We start from the raw sequence: 15,958 nt of genomic DNA on the forward strand, positions 1-15,958 counted from the left end.
GCGTTGCGAAAGCCACTTTCGCAACCTTCAACGTTGCGAAAGTGGCTTTCGCAACGTCGGCTCAGCCCCGAACCTACCCAGCCACACCTCGTTCGTCTGTGAGGGCCTCCTTGCCTACCCTCACGGTAGGCAAGGAGGCCCTCACGCGCGAAGAGCTACTTCTTGTACAGCGCTTCGATGTCGGTCGCGTAGTTCTTGTTCACGATGTTGCGCTTCAGCTTCAGGCTCGGCGTGATCTCGCCACCGGCCTCGGTGAAGTCCTTCGAGAGGATCGTGAACTTCTTGATCGCCTCGGCCTGCGAAACCGCGCTGTTGGCCTGATCGACGGCCTGTTGGACCTCGGCGCGCAGCTCGGCGTCGCCGGCCAGGTCGGACACGGAGGCGTCGGCAGGCTTACCGTGCTGCGATTTCCACGACGGGAAGTACTCCTCGTCGATGGTGATCAGCGCGCCGATGAACGGCCGCTGGTCGCCGACCACCATCGCCTGGCTGATCAGCGGGCTGGCCTTGATGGTGTCCTCGAGCCCGGACGGGGCGACGTTCTTACCGCCCGCGGTGACGATGATCTCCTTCTTGCGCCCGGTGATCTTGAGGAATCCGTCGCGGTCCAGTTCGCCGAGGTCACCGGTGTGGAACCAGCCGTCTTCGAGCGCTTCGGCGGTCGCTTGGGCGTTGTTGAAGTAGCCGCCGAAGACGACGTCGCCCTTCAGCAGGATTTCGCCGTCGTCGGCGATCCGCACCGAAGTGCCGGCGACCGGGCGTCCCACGGTGCCGACGCGGAAGCCGTCCTGGGTGCCGACGCAGGCCGCGGCGGACGTCTCGGTCAGGCCGTAGCCCTCGAACACCGGGACGCCGATACCGCGGAAGAAGTGCGCCAGCCGCACGCCGAGCGGGGCACCCCCGGACACCGCGGCGACACACCGGCCGCCGAGGGCCGCGCGCAGCTTGCTGAAGACGAGCTTGTCGAACAGCGCGTGCTTGACCTTGAGGCCCAGCCCTGCGCCGCCGGTGTCCTGAGCCTGGCTGTACGCGACGGCGGTGGCTTCGGCGGCGTCGAAGATCTTGCCCTTGCCGTCGCCGTGCGCCTTCTGCTTCGCGCCGTTGTAGACCTTCTCGAACACCCGCGGCACGGCGACGACGAACGTCGGCCGGAAGGTGCCGAGGTCGGCGACGAGGTCCTTGACGTCCGAGGTGTGCCCGAGGGTCACTCGCGCGCTGAGCGCGGTCACCGCGATGGCGCGGGCGAGGACGTGTGCGAGCGGCAGGAACACCAGCAGCGAGTTGCCCTGCTCCATCAGCTGCGGGAACGCGGCGATGTCGGCGCGGATCTCGGCGAGGAGGTTCCGGTGGGTCAGCTCGACGCCCTTGGGACGGCCGGTCGTGCCCGAGGTGTACACGATCGTGGCCAGGTCGCCCGCCTTCACCGTGCGGCGGCGCTCGTGCAGGTCGTCGTCGCCGAGCGCGGCGCCCTGCTCGGTGAGCTGGTCGACGGCGCCTGCCTCGATCTGCCAGGTGTGCTCGAGCGTGTCGAGGCGTCCCTTGACGGATTCGAGCGTCGCGAGGTGTTCGTCGGTCTCGACGAACACGCCCTTCGCCGCCGAGTCCGAGAGGATCCAGTGCACCTGCTCTGCCGAGGAGGTGTCGTAGATCGGGACGGTGACCGCGCCGGCGGCCCAGATCGCGAAGTCGATCAGGGTCCATTCGTACCGGGTCTTGGACATGAGCCCGATCCGGTCGCCCGGGGCGATGCCCGCCTGTGCCATTCCCTTGGCCACGGCCAGAACCTGGGCGGCGAAGTCTTTGGCGGTGATGTCCAACCAGGTACCGTCGACCTGGCGGCGGAAACTCACGACATCGGAGAACCGCTCCGCGTTCGCCCAGACGACGTCGGCGAGATTCTCGTCGTCGGTCACCGGATTGGCGGCGGGGGCGCTGTATTCGCGCACGAGGAACCTCCGTGTTCGCGTGCAAGTGGTGTGACCGGTGTTACCCGCCAGTCAACTTAGCGTGCCGTGCACCTTAAGACCATGCTGACGAATCGGCCATACCCAGGGCATGACATTCTGCCGCTGTGAACCAGGCGCCGCCAGCTCTCGACATCGTCGACGAGACCTTCCTCGTGGTCCCGCCCTCCACCGTGGCCGCCGCTTTCGCCGATCCGCGATCTTGGTCACGTTACTGGCCGGACCTCGTTCTGGAGGTCTACACCGACCGTGGCGACCAAGGATTGCGCTGGACCGTGCGCGGTGCCTTGATCGGTACCATGGAGGTCTGGCTCGAGCCGGTGCTCGACGGCACTTTGCTGCACTACTTCCTGCGCGCCACTCCCGCCGGTCCGGACGGGGAGCCTCTTGTGCTCCAGGCCCGTGACCTGCGGCGGGAGTTCGATCGCAGGGCCCGTGCGGCCAAGGCGATCGCGCTCGGGCTCAAAGAGGTCCTCGAGGACGGGCGCGAGCCCGGGGTCGGTCCCCGGGTCGAGTAGGGGAGAGCATGCGGGTTCACGTGGTGTCGGACGTGCACGGCAACGCCGACGCGCTCAAACGCGCGGGCGACGGCGCCGACGCGCTGATCGTGCTGGGCGACCTGCTGGACTTCGTCGACTACCGCGAGCACGACAAGGGCATCATGGGCGCGCTGTTCGGCGCCGAGAAGGTCGGTGAGTTCGCGAGGCTTCGGCGTGAGGGCACTCGTGATGAGACCGTTGCCTTCTCGCGATCGTTGTGGGCCACTTTGGCCGATCCCGCCGCCGCCGTCGGTGAGGCGATCCAGGACCAGTACGCCGTCCTGTTCGGCGCTTTGACCGCGCCGACGTTCGCGACCCCCGGCAACGTCGACGACCCGTCGCTGTGGCCGGAGTTCGCCGGCGACGGCATCACCGTCCTCGACGGCGAGGTCGCCGAGTTCGGCGGCCTGCGCTTCGGGTTCGTCGGTGGCGCGCTCCTCCCGCCGAACGTGGTCCCGCGCCGCAACGGTTTCTGGCGGCCGTACCTGCGCACCCGCGAGGAGTACGACGTCGCGGTCGGCGCGCTGGAGAACGTCGACGTCCTGTGCACCCACATCCCGCCCGCCCTCCCGGAACTGACCTACGACGTGATCGCGCGGCGGTCCGAGATCGGGTCGGCGGCGCTGGTCGGTCTCATCCGCGAGCAGCGGCCGCGCTGGTCGGTGTTCGGGCACGTCCACCAGCCGCTGACGCCGCGGACGAGGCTCGGCAGGACCGAATGCCGTAACGTCGGTCACTTCAAAGAGACGGCACAGCCGTACGTGCTGCGCTGGTGACCCTCGGCTGCGGCTACAGTTTGGACCATGGCCGAGCAGTCCACGCAGTCCATCGAGGTCGACGCCGAGCCCGCGCGGGTGATGGCCGTCATCGCCGACTTCCCCGCGTACCCGGAATGGGCCAAGGCCGTCCGGGAGACCGAGGTACTCGGCGAGGATGACAACGGCCGCGCCAAGCAGGTGAAACTCACCCTCGACGCCGGGCCGATCAAGGACGTCTACACCCTCGAGTACGACTGGGACGCCGACGGCAACGGAGTCAGCTGGCACCTGGTCAAGGGGCAGATGCAGAAGGCCCAGAACGGCCGCTACGCCCTCGAAGCGCTGGGCGCCGGCCGCACCAAGGTCACGTATACGCTGTCCGTCGAGCTGGCGCTGCCGATGATCGGGCTGCTGCGCCGCAAGGCCGAGAAGATGGTCATGGACACCGCGCTCAAGGAGCTCAAGAAGCGCGCTGAAGCATCCTGAGTCGAAGGGTAGGCATGCGGATCCTGCTTTTCACCGGCAAGGGGGGTGTCGGCAAGACCACGCTGGCCGCGGCGACGGCGGCCGCACTGGCCGGGCGGGGCAGGAAGACGCTCGTGGTCTCGACCGACCCGGCCCATTCCCTCGGTGACGCCTTCGGCCGCGCTCTCGGCGGCGAACCGTCCGAAGTGGACACGCTCTTGCATGCCGCCCAGATCGACACCCGCGGCCTCGTCGACAGCACCTGGCGCGAACTCCGGCAGGAGTTGCAGACCGCGCTCGCGGGGGCGGGCCTCGGCTCGCTCGACGCCGAAGAACTCACCGTGGTGCCCGGCGTGGACGAACTCCTCGCGCTCACCGAGGTCCAGCGCCTCGCCGAACACGGTCCCTGGGAGACGGTCGTCGTCGACTGTGGACCGACCGCGGAAACGCTGCGCCTGCTGGCTTTGCCCGAAGCCGTCTCCGGCTATCTGTCGAGGATGTTCAAACCGGGCGCGCGGCGGACGGCGGCCGCGGTGCGGCGGCTCGGCGCGCATCTGGACTCGCTGCGCACCCTGCTCACCGACCCGGCCACCACCACCGTACGGCTCGTGCTGACGCCGGAGCGCGTGGTCGTCGCGGAAGCCCGCCGCACCCTCAGTTCCCTTGCCCTGCGTGGGATCCTGGTCGACGGCCTGATCGTCAACCGGCTGATGCCCGCGCCCGGGTTCTGGCGCGGCGCCGCGGCCTCGTGGATGCGGACCAGGCGCACCCAGCAGAACGCCGTCCTCGCCGAGCTCGCCGACGCCGGTTTCGGGTCCGGACAGGTGAAGCCCGTCGAGCACCGCGCCGTCGAGCCGGTGGGGCTCGAGGCGTTGCAGGAAATCGCGTACGAGCTCTATCAGGGGCTGGATCCCCTGACGGGCGACGAAAAAGGTGTCACCCCACTGCTGCAGGTGTCCGAATCGGACGGTGGGTATCAGCTACGGATCGCGGTGCCGCTGCACCGTGACTCCGAAGTGGACCTGGCCAGAGTGGACGATGATCTCGCCGTCACCGTGGACGGTTTCCGGCGGCTGATCGCGCTGCCGGAGATGCTGCGCCCGTGCCGGATCACCGGTGCGGAATCCGACGCGCACGGCCTGGTCGTGAGCCTGGCCGGGAACCGGGGACCCGGGTGAGCGAGTACAGCGAACACACGAAGGCCGACGGCCTCGAACTGGCCGAAGAGATCCGGCTGCTGGTCGAACTCGTCGTCGAGCACGCGGCGCCGTGGCTGGAGAGCCTGATCTCCGCCGGGCACGGCTGCTCGGAACACGACACCGACGGCGGCTGGTGCCCGCTCTGCGCGGTCGTCGGCGTCTTCCGCGGGGAACGGCCCGAGTTCGTGGCACGGCTGATGGAGCAGGCCGCGCAGCTCGTCGCGTTGCTGCGGGCGGTGCTCGCCGATCGCTGGGAGCCCGAGGGCGGGGTGCACATGCCGGGGTTCCAGCCTGCGCGGAAGGAGCCGGCGCGGGAAGATGCGCCGGTGGGAGCTTCGCGGGTCCAGCACATCGCGGTGACCAGGCGCGACGCTTGGCAGCCGGACCGGGAGAACTGAGTTGCTGACGGTAGGGGTGGACGTCGGGGGCACGAGTGTGCGCGCCGGCGTGGTGGACGAGCACGGCTCGCTGATGGACACCGCCAGGGTCGGCACGCCCAGCGGGGAGGACGCGCTCGAAGACGCCATCGCCGGCGTGATCGAAGACCTCCGCAACCGGCACGACGTCTCCGGTGTCGGGCTTGCGGTCGCCGGGTTCGTCGCCAAGGACCGGCGGACGGTGATGTTCGCGCCGCATCTGTCCTGGCGTGCCGCGCCGGTCGCCGAACGGATCGAGAAACGCGTCGGCCTGCCGGTGACCCTGGAACACGACGTGAACGCCGCGGCGATCGGCGAGTACCGGTTCGGGGCCGCCCGCGGCGCCCAGGTGGCCGCGCTGATCGCGCTCGGTACCGGGATCGGCGCGGGTCTGCTGCTCGACGGCAAGATCTACCGGGGCGCGTACGGCGTCGCCCCCGAACTCGGGCATCTCACGGTCGTTCCCGGCGGGCGGCCCTGCCCGTGCGGCAAGTACGGCTGCTGGGAGCGGTACTGCAGCGGGACCGCGCTCGCCGCGACCGCGGTGGAACTGCTCGCCCGGCACCCCGGCCGGTCGACCGTGCTGGCGCGGGAGACCAGGGGAGACCCCGGTTCGGTCACCGGCCGCCGGGTCGCCGGTGCCGCCCGCGACGGCGACCCGATCGCCCAGCGCGCGATGACCGAACTGGGCAAGTGGCTCGCCGAAGGACTGGCGCTGGTCGCGGATGTCTTCGACCCGGAGATCATCGTGATCGGCGGCGGGGTGTCCGAATCGGCGCCGCTGTTCCTCGACGAGGCGCGGGAACAGTACGCGGGCAAGATCACCGGCGCCGGGCACCGGCCGCTGGCCCGCATCCGCACCGCGCACCACGGGGACGACAGCACGATCGTCGGCGCGGCGGCGCTCGCCGTCGACGCGGCGAAGGCTCCCGGCGCCGAAGTCGGTGTGACAGGCTGAAGCCGTGACCCGGCAAGACGGCAACGGCTTCGTGAAATGCGACTTCGGGCATCTCCACTGGGGTTTGAACGGCGCCGCCGGGCTGCTGCTGTCCGATCCCGCGCGCGGTGTCCTGCTGCAACGCCGGGCTTGGTGGGTGCATCACGGGCGTACGTGGGCGCTGCCAGGGGGCGCGGTCGAGGCGGGGGAGAGCCCGCGCGAGGCCGCCACCCGCGAGGCGCACGAAGAGGCCGACATCCCGCCGTCGGGCGTCCGCGCGCTGGCCGCGTCGCACGTCGACCACGGGAACTGGCGCTACACCACGATCCTGGCCGCGCCGATCGGCGCGCTTTCGGCCAGGGTGAAGAACGCGGAGAGCGCGGAACTGCGGTGGGTCCGGGCGGGCGAGGTCGCGGACTTCCGGCTGCACCGCGATTTCGCGGTGGCGTGGCCGGGATTGAAGGAACACTTGGATCGCGAACTGGTACTGGTGGTCGACGGCGCGAACGTGGTCGGGTCGCGGCCGGACGGCTGGTGGCGCGACCGGCGTGGCGCCGCGGAACGGTTGCGGGACAAGCTCGCGACCCTGGCCGGAACCGGGCTCGCCGATCCGGCGCTCCCGGGTGGCGGCGAATGGTCGTGGTGGCCGAGGGTCGTGCTGGTCGTCGAGGGGAAGGCGCGGGGAGTCGCGGCCGTGCCCGGCGTCGAGGTCGTCGACGCCGAGTCCGACGGGGACTCCCGGATCGTGGCCGTCGCGCGGGAGGCCAGGGAGGCGGGCCCGGAAGACCACGTCGTCGTGGTGACCGCCGATCGCGAGCTGCGTTCCCGCGTCGAGGCGCTTGGCGCTTCGACCTTCGGCCCGAGCACCCTCCTGGGGCATCTCGATCGCAATTAGGTGCCGAATCGCGGGGTCAGTCAGGGGCGTGCGATCTTTCCGTCCCGCATTTCGGCGATGAGCGAAGCGACGACGGCGCGAAGGCTGCCGTTGTAGTGCTTCGCCACCGCGCGCTGACGCAGGTAGCTGGGCCCGTAGGCCAGGATCGTCTCCACCGACCGCAGTTCGTCGACGCAGTCCAGGCGCCGGGCGACCGGTTCGAGCCGCTCCAGCAGGTCGTAGGTGTCGTCGGTGACGAGCCGTTCGTTGCCCGCCGCGTCGAGGATGATGATCGCGTCGACGCCGTAGCGCGCCGCGCGCCACTTGTTCTCCTGGACGTGCCAAGGCGGCAGCGTCGGCAGGATCTCGCCGTCTTCGAGCCGGGAAGTGAAATCGTCGACGAGACATTGCGTCAGCGCCGCGATCGCGCCGACCTCCTCCAGCGTCGGCAATCCGTCGCACACCCGCATCTCGATCGTCCCGAAATGCGGGGCGGGCCGGACGTCCCAGCGGATCTCGGAGAAGTGGTCGATCACGCCCGTGGTGAACATGTCGTCGACGTAGCTCTCCAGCTCGGTCCACTTCCGGAACTGGAACGGCAGCCCGGCCGTCGGCAGCTGCTGGAACATCAGCGCGCGGTTCGACGCGTAGCCGGTGTCCTCCGCGCCCCAGTACGGCGAAGACGCCGAAAGCGCTTGCAGGTGTGGCGCGTAGTTGAGCAGCGCGTCCAGGATCGGCAGGGCCTTGTCGCGATGGTCGACGCCGACGTGCACGTGGACGCCGTAGATCAGCATCTGCCGCCCCCACCACTGGGTCCGGTCGATGAGCTTGGCGTAGCGCTCCTTGTCGGTGACCTTCTGCTGATACCACGTCGAGAACGGATGCGACCCGGCCGAGAACAGCTCGACGCCCAGCGGGTCGAGGACCGAATGGACGACGTCCAGCGACTCGTTCAGATCGGCCTTGACCTCGGCGATCGTGTCGCAGATCCCGCTGATCACCTCGATGGTGTTGAGCAGCAGCTCCTGCTTGATCTTCGGGTGCTCCTCCTCGCCGTCGGGCCGGACGGCGTCGAGCACCTGCTCCGCGACCGACGAGAGCTCACCGGTCCGCCGGTCGACGAGGGCGAGCTCCCATTCCGCGCCGACCGTCGACCGGCGCGAGGGAGTGAAGTCGATCTTCATGATCGGAATTGTCCGGCAGTTCAGACCTGCGCGCCGTTGTGCGGATCCGCGCCGGGCGGCGGCCCCTGGCGAACCCGCAGCAGGAGCAGGGCGATCGCGGTCGCGAGGGCGAGGATGCCGAGCGGGGTGCCGAGCCGCGTGCCCATGCCGATCAGATTGGGCGCGATCAGGAGCAGCAGGCCGAGCACGAAGAACAGCAGGACGATGAAGGCGCCCTTGCGCGGACGCGGCAGGGGAGGCGGCTCGGGCGGCACGAAGTGACCCTCGTCCTCGCCCGGCCCGGCGGGATCGTCCTCGAAGAGCGTCTTGTCCCAGCTGGTGCCGCCGCCTCGCCAGCCCGCTTCGGATTCGGCGTCCGACTGTTCGGGCCGGGGTGCCTTCTCCGCCGGCTTTTCCGCCGTCTTCCCGGCCGTCTTCCCCAGGTCGTCTTCCGGGAACAGCCCGACGCCCTCCGCACGGAGGTCGGCCACGATCTCGGCGAACGTCGCGTCGACGTCCTCCGGCCCGTCCTTGCCTCTGCTCATCCGGCGTCCACCTGTCCCGCCCGGCGCACGGACCGGGCGAAGTCCACCGTACGCGTGAAGATCAGGCCCGCGTCGTGGTCTTGTGTGGCGACGTGGAAGCTGTTCTCCAGCACCACCTCGGTCACGTCGTCGCTGCCGATCCCGTCGAGGATCACCTGGGAGTTGACCGGCTCCACGATGTGGTCGACGGCCGAATGGAGGAGGAGCACGGGCTGGGTCACCTTGCGCAGATCCTCGCGGGTGAGCTTCCACAGCTTCGCCAGGCTCGCCGCCGCGCGCACAGGCGTCCGCGAGTAGGCCAGCTCCGTCTCGCCCGGCTTCGCGATGTCGTTGGCCACGCCCGGCACCGACGGCAGGATCCGCGACAGGACGGGCAGCAGTTTGGCGTCCCACCGCAGGGTCAGCACCGACGGGTTCACCAGCACGATGCCGGCGATCCGGTCGCCGAACTCCTCGGCCAGCCGCAGCGTCAGTGTCCCGCCCATCGACATCCCGGCGACGAACACCGTGTCGCAGGTCGAGAAGAGCGCCAGCAGCTCTTCGCGGACCGCGCCGTACCAGTCTTCCCAGCCTGTCCGGTTCATGTCCTGCCACCGGGTCCCGTGCCCGGGGAGCAGCGGGCAACGCACCGTGTAACCGGCCTCGGCCAGATGGTCGCCCCAGGGCCGCATACTCGCGGGGGTGCCGGTGAACCCGTGGCACAGCAGGAACCCTGCTTCGGACGAACCGGTGTGAGCGAACGGTTCCGCGCCGGCGAGGACGGCCATGCGATCGCCTTCCGTGAGAGCTGGGTAGGTCTACTATGTTCGCACGACCGGAGCGGCTTGTGGGCCCCCGGCCACTGCCGGAATCAGGCCGGATCGGGTGTGAGATCCGTCGCTGGCCGCGGGTAACCGGGTGGACTTCGTTGTGCCAGGAGTGCGCGATTCGTAGTCTTGACCATCGGGCGCAGGGGTTGAGCTGCTAGGAGGAGTTTTCGCAGTGCTGTACTGGCTCATGAAACACGTGTTTATCGGGCCACTGCTCAAGGCGCTGTGGCCCACCAAAGTCGTCGGCGCGGAGAACATCCCCGAAGACGGTGGCGCGATCCTCGCGGGCAACCACCTCGCGGTGGCCGACTCCTTCTTCATGCCGCTGCGCGTCAAGCGCAAGGTGACCTTCCCGGCCAAATCGGAGTATTTCACCGAAAAAGGCTTCAAGGGCCTGCTGAAGAAGTGGTTCTTCACCGGCGTCGGCCAGTTCCCGATCGACCGTTCCGGCGGCAACGCCGCGCAGGCCGCGCTCGACACCGCGACCCGGCTGGTCCGCGAAGGGCACCTCCTCGGCATCTACCCGGAAGGCACCCGCTCCCCGGACGGCCGTCTGTACAAGGGCAAGACCGGCGTCGCGCGGATCGCGCTGGAGTCCGGCGGCGTCGTGGTCCCGGTGGCCATGATCGGTACCGACAAGGTGAACCCGATCGGCTCGAAGATGTGGTGGCCGCGCCGCCTCGAGATCCGCTTCGGCAAGCCGCTCGACTTCTCGCGCTACGAAGGCCTCGCCGGCGACAGGTTCATCGAGCGGTCCATCACCGACGAGATCATGTACGCCCTCATGGAGCTCTCCGGCCAGGAGTACGTCGACATCTACGCTGCCAAGGCGAAGGAACTGCTCGCCGCCGAGGAGGCGGGAATCCGCCCGAAGGTGCCCGCGCAGCCGTCCGCCCACGACGTCGCCCGTATCCCGGACACCAAGGTCGGCTGAGGCCCCACTAGGGTTCTCCGGTGCGCTTTTTCTACGACACCGAATTCATTGAGGACGGCGTGACCATCGATCTGGTGTCGATCGGTGTCGTGGACGAAAGAGGCCGCGAGTTCTACGCGGTCTCGACCGATTTCGATCCCGGCAAGGCGGGCCCCTGGGTCCGCGACCACGTGCTCCCGAAACTCCCGTCGCCCGCGGACCCGGCGTGGCGCAGCCGCGAGAAGATCCGCACGGACCTGCTCGAGTTCTTCGGCAAGCCGCCAGGCGGGATCGAACTGTGGGCCTGGTTCGCCGCCTACGACCACGTCGCGCTGGCGCAACTGTGGGGTCCGATGCCCGCGCTGCCGCGCCAACTGCCGCGCTTCACGCGTGATCTGCGGCAACGCTGGGAGGACGCGGGCAAGCCGAAGCTGCCCGCCGCCCCGGACGACCAGCACGACGCGCTGGCCGACGCGCGGCACAACTACCAGCGGTGGCAGATCATCGAGTCTTACTGGCACCGGTAGGTCCCTTGCCTGAAGTACGTGAAGGTCCCCTTCCTGTACCTAGGCGCAAGGATGGGGTCCTTCATGTACTTGGGTGGCCCTCACGCGTGGCGCTTGTGACTGGTGTGGCTGCTGGGGCTGGAGTGGCGGAGCGGCCGGTCCAGAATCCGTGAAGGCCTCCTTCACTACCCTCAAGGTAGGGAAGGAGGCCTTCACTACGGATTGGGCCTGACGTCCCTGACGCGAAGGACGCCATCCCCGCGTGCCATGCGACGAAAGCTCCCTTCGCGGCATAAGCCCCGGCCTTCCACCCCCCCCCGTGCCGTGCAATGAAGGGGCCTTTCATTGCAAAATTTGCGATGAAAGGCCCCTTCATTGCAGCCGCTGGGACCCCTCAGCGGCGCGAGTCCACCGCCTCCGCGAGCGTGTCCAGCAGTTCGGCGGTCGTCTCCCAGCCGAGGCAGGCGTCCGTGATCGACTGCCCGTAGGTCAGCGACGAAGCCGAGCCCAGCGTCAGGTCCTGTCGCCCCGCCACCAGGAAGCTCTCCAGCATCAGCCCCGCGATACCCCGCTCACCGGCGCCGATCCGCCCGGCGAGTTCGCGGACGACCGAGGCCTGGCGCACGTGGTCCTTCGCGCTGTTGCCGTGGCTCGCGTCGATGATCACGCGCTCCGGCAGCCCCGACTTCGCGAGCCGCGCCAGCGTGTCGGCCACCGTCGCGGGGTCGTAGTTCGGGCCGGCGGAGCTGCCGCGCAGGATCACGTGACAGTCCTCGTTGCCCGCGGTGGTGATCAGCGCGGCGAGCCCGTCGGGGTTGATCCCGGCGAAGACGTGGCTCGCGCCGGCCGCGCGGGTGGCGTCGACGGCGACCTGGACGTCGCCCTCGGTCGAGTTCTTGATCCCCACCGGCATCGACAGCGCGCTGCACAGCTGCCGGTGCACCTGGCTCGCCGCGGTCCGCGCGCCGATGGAACCCCAGGTCACGGTGTCGGAGATGAACTGCGGGGTGATCGGGTCGAGGAATTCGCAGCCGACCGGCAGTCCGAGCGCCGAGATGTCGAGCAGCAGTTTGCGCGCCATCCGGAGACCGTGGTTGACCTCGTAGGTGCCGTCGAGGCCGGGGTCGTTGATCAGGCCTTTCCAGCCGAGCGTGGTCCGCGGCTTCTCGAAGTAGACCCGCATGACGATGTGCAGGTCGCGGCGGTGTTCTTCGGCCTTGGCGGCGAGGCGGCGGGCGTAGTCGAGCGCGGCGTCCGTGTCGTGCACCGAGCAGGGCCCGACGACGACGAGGAGCCGGTCGTCCCGGCCGTCGAGGATGTCGACGGCCGAGGCCCGCCCGGCTAGGACGGTATCGGCGATTTCCGCCGTCATCGGATGTTCGTGCCGCAGCATCGCGGGCGAGAGCAGCGGGTCGATGGCCGCCGTGCGGTGCCCGTCGAGGGCGATCAGGGTGTCAGCGGAGGGAGACATCGCGGGTCTGGTTCCTTTCGAAAGGGATACCGACCCGCGGGAACTCGCCGAGCCGGTGTGATTCCGGCTCGGGGTGGAGGTCAGCGCAGGTTCACGCCGCCGTGCCCACCCGGGGCCGGCTTCGTAAACCAGAAATAGCGCTGCACGGCGCCAAGCTAGCACATCGCGGACGTGGACCGATTCCCGAGGTGGTCCGCCCTGCACCGATCCAGAGAACTCCCGCTACGCTGGCGGCGGGACATGTGACTGTCATCTCTACGGAACACAAGACGGAGGCTTCTCATGCGTGTCGGTGTGCTGACCGGCGGTGGCGACTGCCCGGGGCTCAACGCGGTGATCCGCGCTGTGGTGCGCAAGGGCATCGAGGTACACGGCTGGGACATCGTCGGGTTCCGCAACGGCTGGAACGGTCCCCTCACCGGGGACAGCCGCCCGCTCGGCCTGAACGACGTCGAGGACATCCTGACCCGCGGCGGCACGATCCTGCGTTCGTCGCGGACCAACCCGTACAAGGTCGAGGGCGGGGTCGACAAGATCAAGGCCGTGCTCGCCGAGCAGCAGGTCGACGCGCTGATCGCGATCGGCGGCGAAGACACCCTCGGTGTCGCGAAGCGGCTCACGGACGACGGTGTCGGCGTCGTCGGGGTGCCCAAGACGATCGACAACGACCTCGGCGCCACCGACTACACGTTCGGCTTCGACACGGCCGTCTCGATCGCCACCGAGGCCATCGACCGGCTGCACACCACGGCCGAGTCGCACCACCGCGCCCTGGTCGTCGAGGTCATGGGCAGGCACGCGGGCTGGATCGCGCTGCACTCCGGTCTCGCCGGGGGCGCGAGCGTGATCCTGGTGCCGGAGCGGCACTTCAACGTCGACCAGGTCGTCTCGTGGGTCGAGCGCCGCTTCGAGAAGGAGTACGCGCCGATCATCGTGGTCGCCGAGGGCGCGCTGCCCGAGGGCGGCGAGGAGAAGCTGCTGACCGGTGAGAAGGACGCCTTCGGGCACGTCCGGCTCGGCGGCATCGGCACCTGGCTGGCCGACGAGATCGCCGCCCGCACCGGCAAGGAGTCCCGTGCGGTCGTGCTCGGGCACGTCCAGCGCGGCGGCACCCCGACGGCGTACGACCGCGTGCTCGCCACCCGGTTCGGGCTCAACGCCGTCGACGCCGTCGCCGACGGTGATTTCGGCGTGATGACGGCGCTGCGCGGCACCGACATCGTCCGCGTCAAGCTCTCCGAGGCGACCGCCGAGCTGAAGACCGTCCCGGCCGAGCGGTACGAAGAGGCCGAGGTCTTCTTCGGCTGAGCCGTGTTTCAGGAGAAGGCCCCTTACTTTGTGCTGAGCTCGGGTAAGGGGCCTTCGCTTTCCTTGCGGCGCCTCCATCGCGGCGAGTTGAATCGGCCGCCTGGGGGATCTGGGTGGAAAGGCGGCGGTTCTCATGGCGGGAGCGGGATCCAGCAGGCGCGAGTTCCTGAGATGGCTGGCCGCCGGCGGGACCGGGGTGGCGCTCGCCGGGCTGCTGCCCGGCACGGCCGCCGCGGACACGCGCGAGCTCGTCGTCATCGACCGGGTCACGCTGATCGACGGCACGGGTTCGGCGCCGCGGCGTGACGTCTCGGTCGTGCTCGTCGGCGACCGGATCGCCTGGGTCGGCGCCTCCGGCCAGGTTCCGGAAACCGGTGGCGCGCGGGTGATCGACGGCCGCGGCAAGTACCTCATCCCGGGGCTCTGGGACATGCACACCCATGGCGCGGACCTCGAAGAGATCGTCCCGCCGCTGCACCTCGTCCACGGCGTCACGGGCGCCCGCGAGATGTGGGGGTACGCGGAGAACCGCGCGACCAGGGACAAGATCGAACGCGGGGAGCTGCTCGGCCCGCGGTTCGTACTGGCGAGCGGGATCGTCGACGGGCCGGTCACGCTCCTCGGCCCGCCGGTGCTCCAGGTGACGACGGCGGCCGAGGCGCGGGCCGCCGTCCGCGCGGAGAAGGCCGCCGGCGCCGAGTTCGTGAAGACCTACTCCTACCTCGGGCCCGACGCCGTGCGAGCGATCGCGGACGAGGCCCGCCACCAGGGCCTGAGGTTCTCCGGGCATTGGCCGTACAAGCTGTCGCACCTCGAGGCGAGCGACCTCGGCCAGCACAGCTTCGAGCATTTCTTCGGGGTGTCCGTCCACTGTTCGTCCCGGCGCGACGAGATCCTCGCCAGGCTGAAAACGACGCCCTACGATCCCGCGGCGCCGCGCGCCTTCTTCAACCTGGCGCGGCAACTGGAGTTCGATTCGGTCACCACGTACGACCCCGGCGTGGCGCGGGCCTACTTCGGCGGGCTGCGGTGCAACGGCACCTGGCACTCGCCGACGCTGACGATCAACCGGGTGGTCACCCAGCCCGCCGAAACCCACCAGCACGACCCCCGGCTGAAATACATCCCCGCGGACCTGCGCGAGAGCTGGGTCAAGGGCATCGAACTGTTCGCGCCGAAGACGCCGTCGGAGATCGCCCTTCAGGAGCGGTACTACCAGGAGACGCTGCGGCTGGTCGGCGTCGCGCACGAAGCGGGCGTCGGGCTCATCGGCGGCACCGACTGCCTCAATCCGTACACCTTCCCCGGCAGCGGACTGCACGAGGAGCTCGCCTTCCTGGTCGAGGCCGGGCTCTCGCCGTTACGGGCGTTGAAGACCGTCACCGGCGACGCCGCGAAGTTCCTCGGCAGGGAAAGGACTTCGGGCACCGTCGCGGCGGGGAAGGAGGCGGATCTCGTGCTGCTGGACGCGAACCCGGCCGCTGACATCCGCAACGTCGCGAAGATCGACACCGTGATCGCCCGTGGCCGCGTGCTCGGCAAGGCGGAGCGGGGGCGGATGCTCGCTGCCGTCGAGGCCGCCGCGAACCGGCCCGCGACGAGTCCCCGGATCCGGTCGCTCGCCCGGCGGGGCTGTTGCTGCTGAGGTGTCAGCCGATCTTCTCGGCCAGCTCGATGATGATCCCGTCGGGGCCGCGAAGGTAGCAGAGCCGGAAGCTGTCCTCGTAGTTCACGACTTCGCCCACGAGTGTGCCTCCGTGGGGCCGCACCCGGTCGAGGACGCCTTCGATGTCGTCGACCTGGAAGGCGAGGTGGCGCAGGCCGAGCGTGTTGGCCGGAGCGTGCGAGTCGCCGGGGTGGGACTCGGGCGTGAGGTACTGGATGAGTTCGAGCCGCCCGTCGCCGCCGGGGACGCGCACCATCGCGATCTCCGATTTGGCCTGCCCGACCGCGGTGATGCGGTCCGCCAGGTCGCTCTCCATCGTCATCTTGCCTTCCAGTTCGAGGCCGAACTCGACGAAGAACGCGACGGCGGCCGTGAGGTCGCTGACGATGACGCCGACGTGGTCCAGCTGCCGGATGGCCATGGTG

17 protein-coding genes are annotated in these 15,958 nt (G+C 69.4%); 11 read left to right on the plus strand and 6 right to left on the minus strand.

All coding sequences use genetic code 11. From position 1 onward, the window contains the following. Positions 1 to 155 precede the first annotated feature (155 nt). On the minus strand, positions 156 to 1,946 hold the full coding sequence (locus DL991_RS17770) for a long-chain fatty acid--CoA ligase (protein WP_125785429.1): 1,791 nt from the start codon (positions 1,944 to 1,946) through the stop codon (positions 156 to 158). A gap of 125 nt (positions 1,947 to 2,071) precedes the next feature. Here DL991_RS17770 and DL991_RS17775 point away from each other — a divergent pair, with 125 nt between their 5' ends. From DL991_RS17775 to DL991_RS17805, 7 genes are read left to right on the plus strand one after another with little or no spacing between them, the layout of a single operon-like run. Further along, complete coding sequence (locus DL991_RS17775; RefSeq protein WP_125785430.1) at positions 2,072 to 2,482, plus strand: polyketide cyclase / dehydrase and lipid transport; 411 nt, start codon at positions 2,072 to 2,074, stop codon at positions 2,480 to 2,482. Between the two features lie 8 nt (positions 2,483 to 2,490). After that, complete coding sequence (locus DL991_RS17780) at positions 2,491 to 3,279, plus strand: metallophosphoesterase (RefSeq protein ID WP_125785431.1); 789 nt, start codon at positions 2,491 to 2,493, stop codon at positions 3,277 to 3,279. A gap of 27 nt (positions 3,280 to 3,306) precedes the next feature. Then, complete coding sequence (locus tag DL991_RS17785) at positions 3,307 to 3,747, plus strand: SRPBCC family protein (protein WP_125785432.1); 441 nt, start codon at positions 3,307 to 3,309, stop codon at positions 3,745 to 3,747. 14 nt (positions 3,748 to 3,761) lie between these two features. After that, on the plus strand, positions 3,762 to 4,904 hold the full coding sequence (locus tag DL991_RS17790) for an ArsA family ATPase (protein WP_125785433.1): 1,143 nt from the start codon (positions 3,762 to 3,764) through the stop codon (positions 4,902 to 4,904). Further along, on the plus strand, positions 4,901 to 5,323 hold the full coding sequence (locus DL991_RS17795; RefSeq protein ID WP_125785434.1) for a hypothetical protein: 423 nt from the start codon (positions 4,901 to 4,903) through the stop codon (positions 5,321 to 5,323). The genes DL991_RS17790 and DL991_RS17795 overlap by 4 nt, the downstream gene beginning before the upstream one ends. Before the next feature lie 16 nt (positions 5,324 to 5,339). Next, a complete protein-coding gene (locus DL991_RS17800; RefSeq protein ID WP_125785520.1) occupies positions 5,340 to 6,299 on the plus strand; it encodes an ROK family protein in 960 nt (319 codons plus the stop codon). 4 nt (positions 6,300 to 6,303) lie between these two features. Further along, entirely contained in the window at positions 6,304 to 7,173 is an 870-nt protein-coding gene (locus tag DL991_RS17805) for an NUDIX domain-containing protein (RefSeq protein WP_125785435.1), read from the plus strand. Positions 7,174 to 7,193: 20 nt separating this feature from the next. On the opposite strand, the gene DL991_RS17810 is transcribed toward DL991_RS17805, so the two are convergent. From DL991_RS17810 to DL991_RS17820, 3 genes are read right to left on the minus strand one after another with little or no spacing between them, the layout of a single operon-like run. After that, a complete protein-coding gene (locus DL991_RS17810) occupies positions 7,194 to 8,336 on the minus strand; it encodes a glutamate--cysteine ligase (RefSeq protein ID WP_125785436.1) in 1,143 nt (380 codons plus the stop codon). A gap of 20 nt (positions 8,337 to 8,356) precedes the next feature. Further along, a complete protein-coding gene (locus DL991_RS17815; RefSeq protein WP_125785437.1) occupies positions 8,357 to 8,860 on the minus strand; it encodes a hypothetical protein in 504 nt (167 codons plus the stop codon). After that, on the minus strand, positions 8,857 to 9,627 hold the full coding sequence (locus DL991_RS17820; protein WP_125785438.1) for a carboxylesterase: 771 nt from the start codon (positions 9,625 to 9,627) through the stop codon (positions 8,857 to 8,859). The genes DL991_RS17815 and DL991_RS17820 overlap by 4 nt, the downstream gene beginning before the upstream one ends. Positions 9,628 to 9,841: 214 nt before the next feature. On the opposite strand from DL991_RS17820, the gene DL991_RS17825 reads away from it, so the two are divergent. Together DL991_RS17825 and DL991_RS17830 are read left to right on the plus strand one after the other, a co-directional pair. Next, positions 9,842 to 10,603, plus strand: coding sequence for a 1-acyl-sn-glycerol-3-phosphate acyltransferase (locus tag DL991_RS17825; protein ID WP_125785439.1), 762 nt, complete (start codon positions 9,842 to 9,844; stop codon positions 10,601 to 10,603). A 20-nt stretch (positions 10,604 to 10,623) separates the two neighbouring features. Then, positions 10,624 to 11,109, plus strand: coding sequence for a polyadenylate-specific 3'-exoribonuclease AS (locus tag DL991_RS17830; RefSeq protein ID WP_034322519.1), 486 nt, complete (start codon positions 10,624 to 10,626; stop codon positions 11,107 to 11,109). Positions 11,110 to 11,482: 373 nt separating this feature from the next. Here the strand turns inward: DL991_RS17830 and DL991_RS17835 are convergent, their stop codons facing one another. After that, positions 11,483 to 12,559, minus strand: a complete 1,077-nt coding sequence (locus tag DL991_RS17835; RefSeq protein WP_125785440.1) for a 3-deoxy-7-phosphoheptulonate synthase — start codon at positions 12,557 to 12,559, stop codon at positions 11,483 to 11,485. A 282-nt stretch (positions 12,560 to 12,841) separates the two neighbouring features. Here DL991_RS17835 and DL991_RS17840 point away from each other — a divergent pair, with 282 nt between their 5' ends. Both DL991_RS17840 and DL991_RS17845 read left to right on the plus strand, forming a co-directional pair. Continuing rightward, positions 12,842 to 13,867, plus strand: a complete 1,026-nt coding sequence (locus DL991_RS17840) for a 6-phosphofructokinase (protein WP_125785441.1) — start codon at positions 12,842 to 12,844, stop codon at positions 13,865 to 13,867. A gap of 133 nt (positions 13,868 to 14,000) precedes the next feature. Beyond that, the gene (locus DL991_RS17845; RefSeq protein WP_125785442.1) at positions 14,001 to 15,512 is read left to right on the plus strand and encodes an amidohydrolase family protein; all 1,512 of its coding nucleotides are present in this window, start codon (positions 14,001 to 14,003) and stop codon (positions 15,510 to 15,512) included. Positions 15,513 to 15,516: 4 nt separating this feature from the next. Here the strand turns inward: DL991_RS17845 and DL991_RS17850 are convergent, their stop codons facing one another. Next, entirely contained in the window at positions 15,517 to 15,954 is a 438-nt protein-coding gene (locus DL991_RS17850; protein ID WP_125785443.1) for a VOC family protein, read from the minus strand. Positions 15,955 to 15,958 lie beyond the last annotated feature (4 nt).

This window comes from Amycolatopsis sp. WAC 01375 (assembly GCF_003947325.1).
Classification (GTDB): domain Bacteria; phylum Actinomycetota; class Actinomycetes; order Mycobacteriales; family Pseudonocardiaceae; genus Amycolatopsis.

Coding starts and splice junctions, on each gene's coding strand:
- DL991_RS17780 (WP_125785431.1), top strand. CDS start 2,491: ATGCGGGTTCACGTGGTGTCGGACGTGCACGGCAACGCCGACGCGCTC.
- DL991_RS17850 (WP_125785443.1), bottom strand. CDS start 15,954: ATGGCCATCCGGCAGCTGGACCACGTCGGCGTCATCGTCAGCGACCTC.
- DL991_RS17820 (WP_125785438.1), bottom strand. CDS start 9,627: ATGGCCGTCCTCGCCGGCGCGGAACCGTTCGCTCACACCGGTTCGTCC.
- DL991_RS17790 (WP_125785433.1), top strand. CDS start 3,762: ATGCGGATCCTGCTTTTCACCGGCAAGGGGGGTGTCGGCAAGACCACG.
- DL991_RS17835 (WP_125785440.1), bottom strand. CDS start 12,559: ATGTCTCCCTCCGCTGACACCCTGATCGCCCTCGACGGGCACCGCACG.
- DL991_RS17840 (WP_125785441.1), top strand. CDS start 12,842: ATGCGTGTCGGTGTGCTGACCGGCGGTGGCGACTGCCCGGGGCTCAAC.
- DL991_RS17845 (WP_125785442.1), top strand. CDS start 14,001: ATGGCGGGAGCGGGATCCAGCAGGCGCGAGTTCCTGAGATGGCTGGCC.
- DL991_RS17815 (WP_125785437.1), bottom strand. CDS start 8,860: ATGAGCAGAGGCAAGGACGGGCCGGAGGACGTCGACGCGACGTTCGCC.
- DL991_RS17785 (WP_125785432.1), top strand. CDS start 3,307: ATGGCCGAGCAGTCCACGCAGTCCATCGAGGTCGACGCCGAGCCCGCG.
- DL991_RS17810 (WP_125785436.1), bottom strand. CDS start 8,336: ATGAAGATCGACTTCACTCCCTCGCGCCGGTCGACGGTCGGCGCGGAA.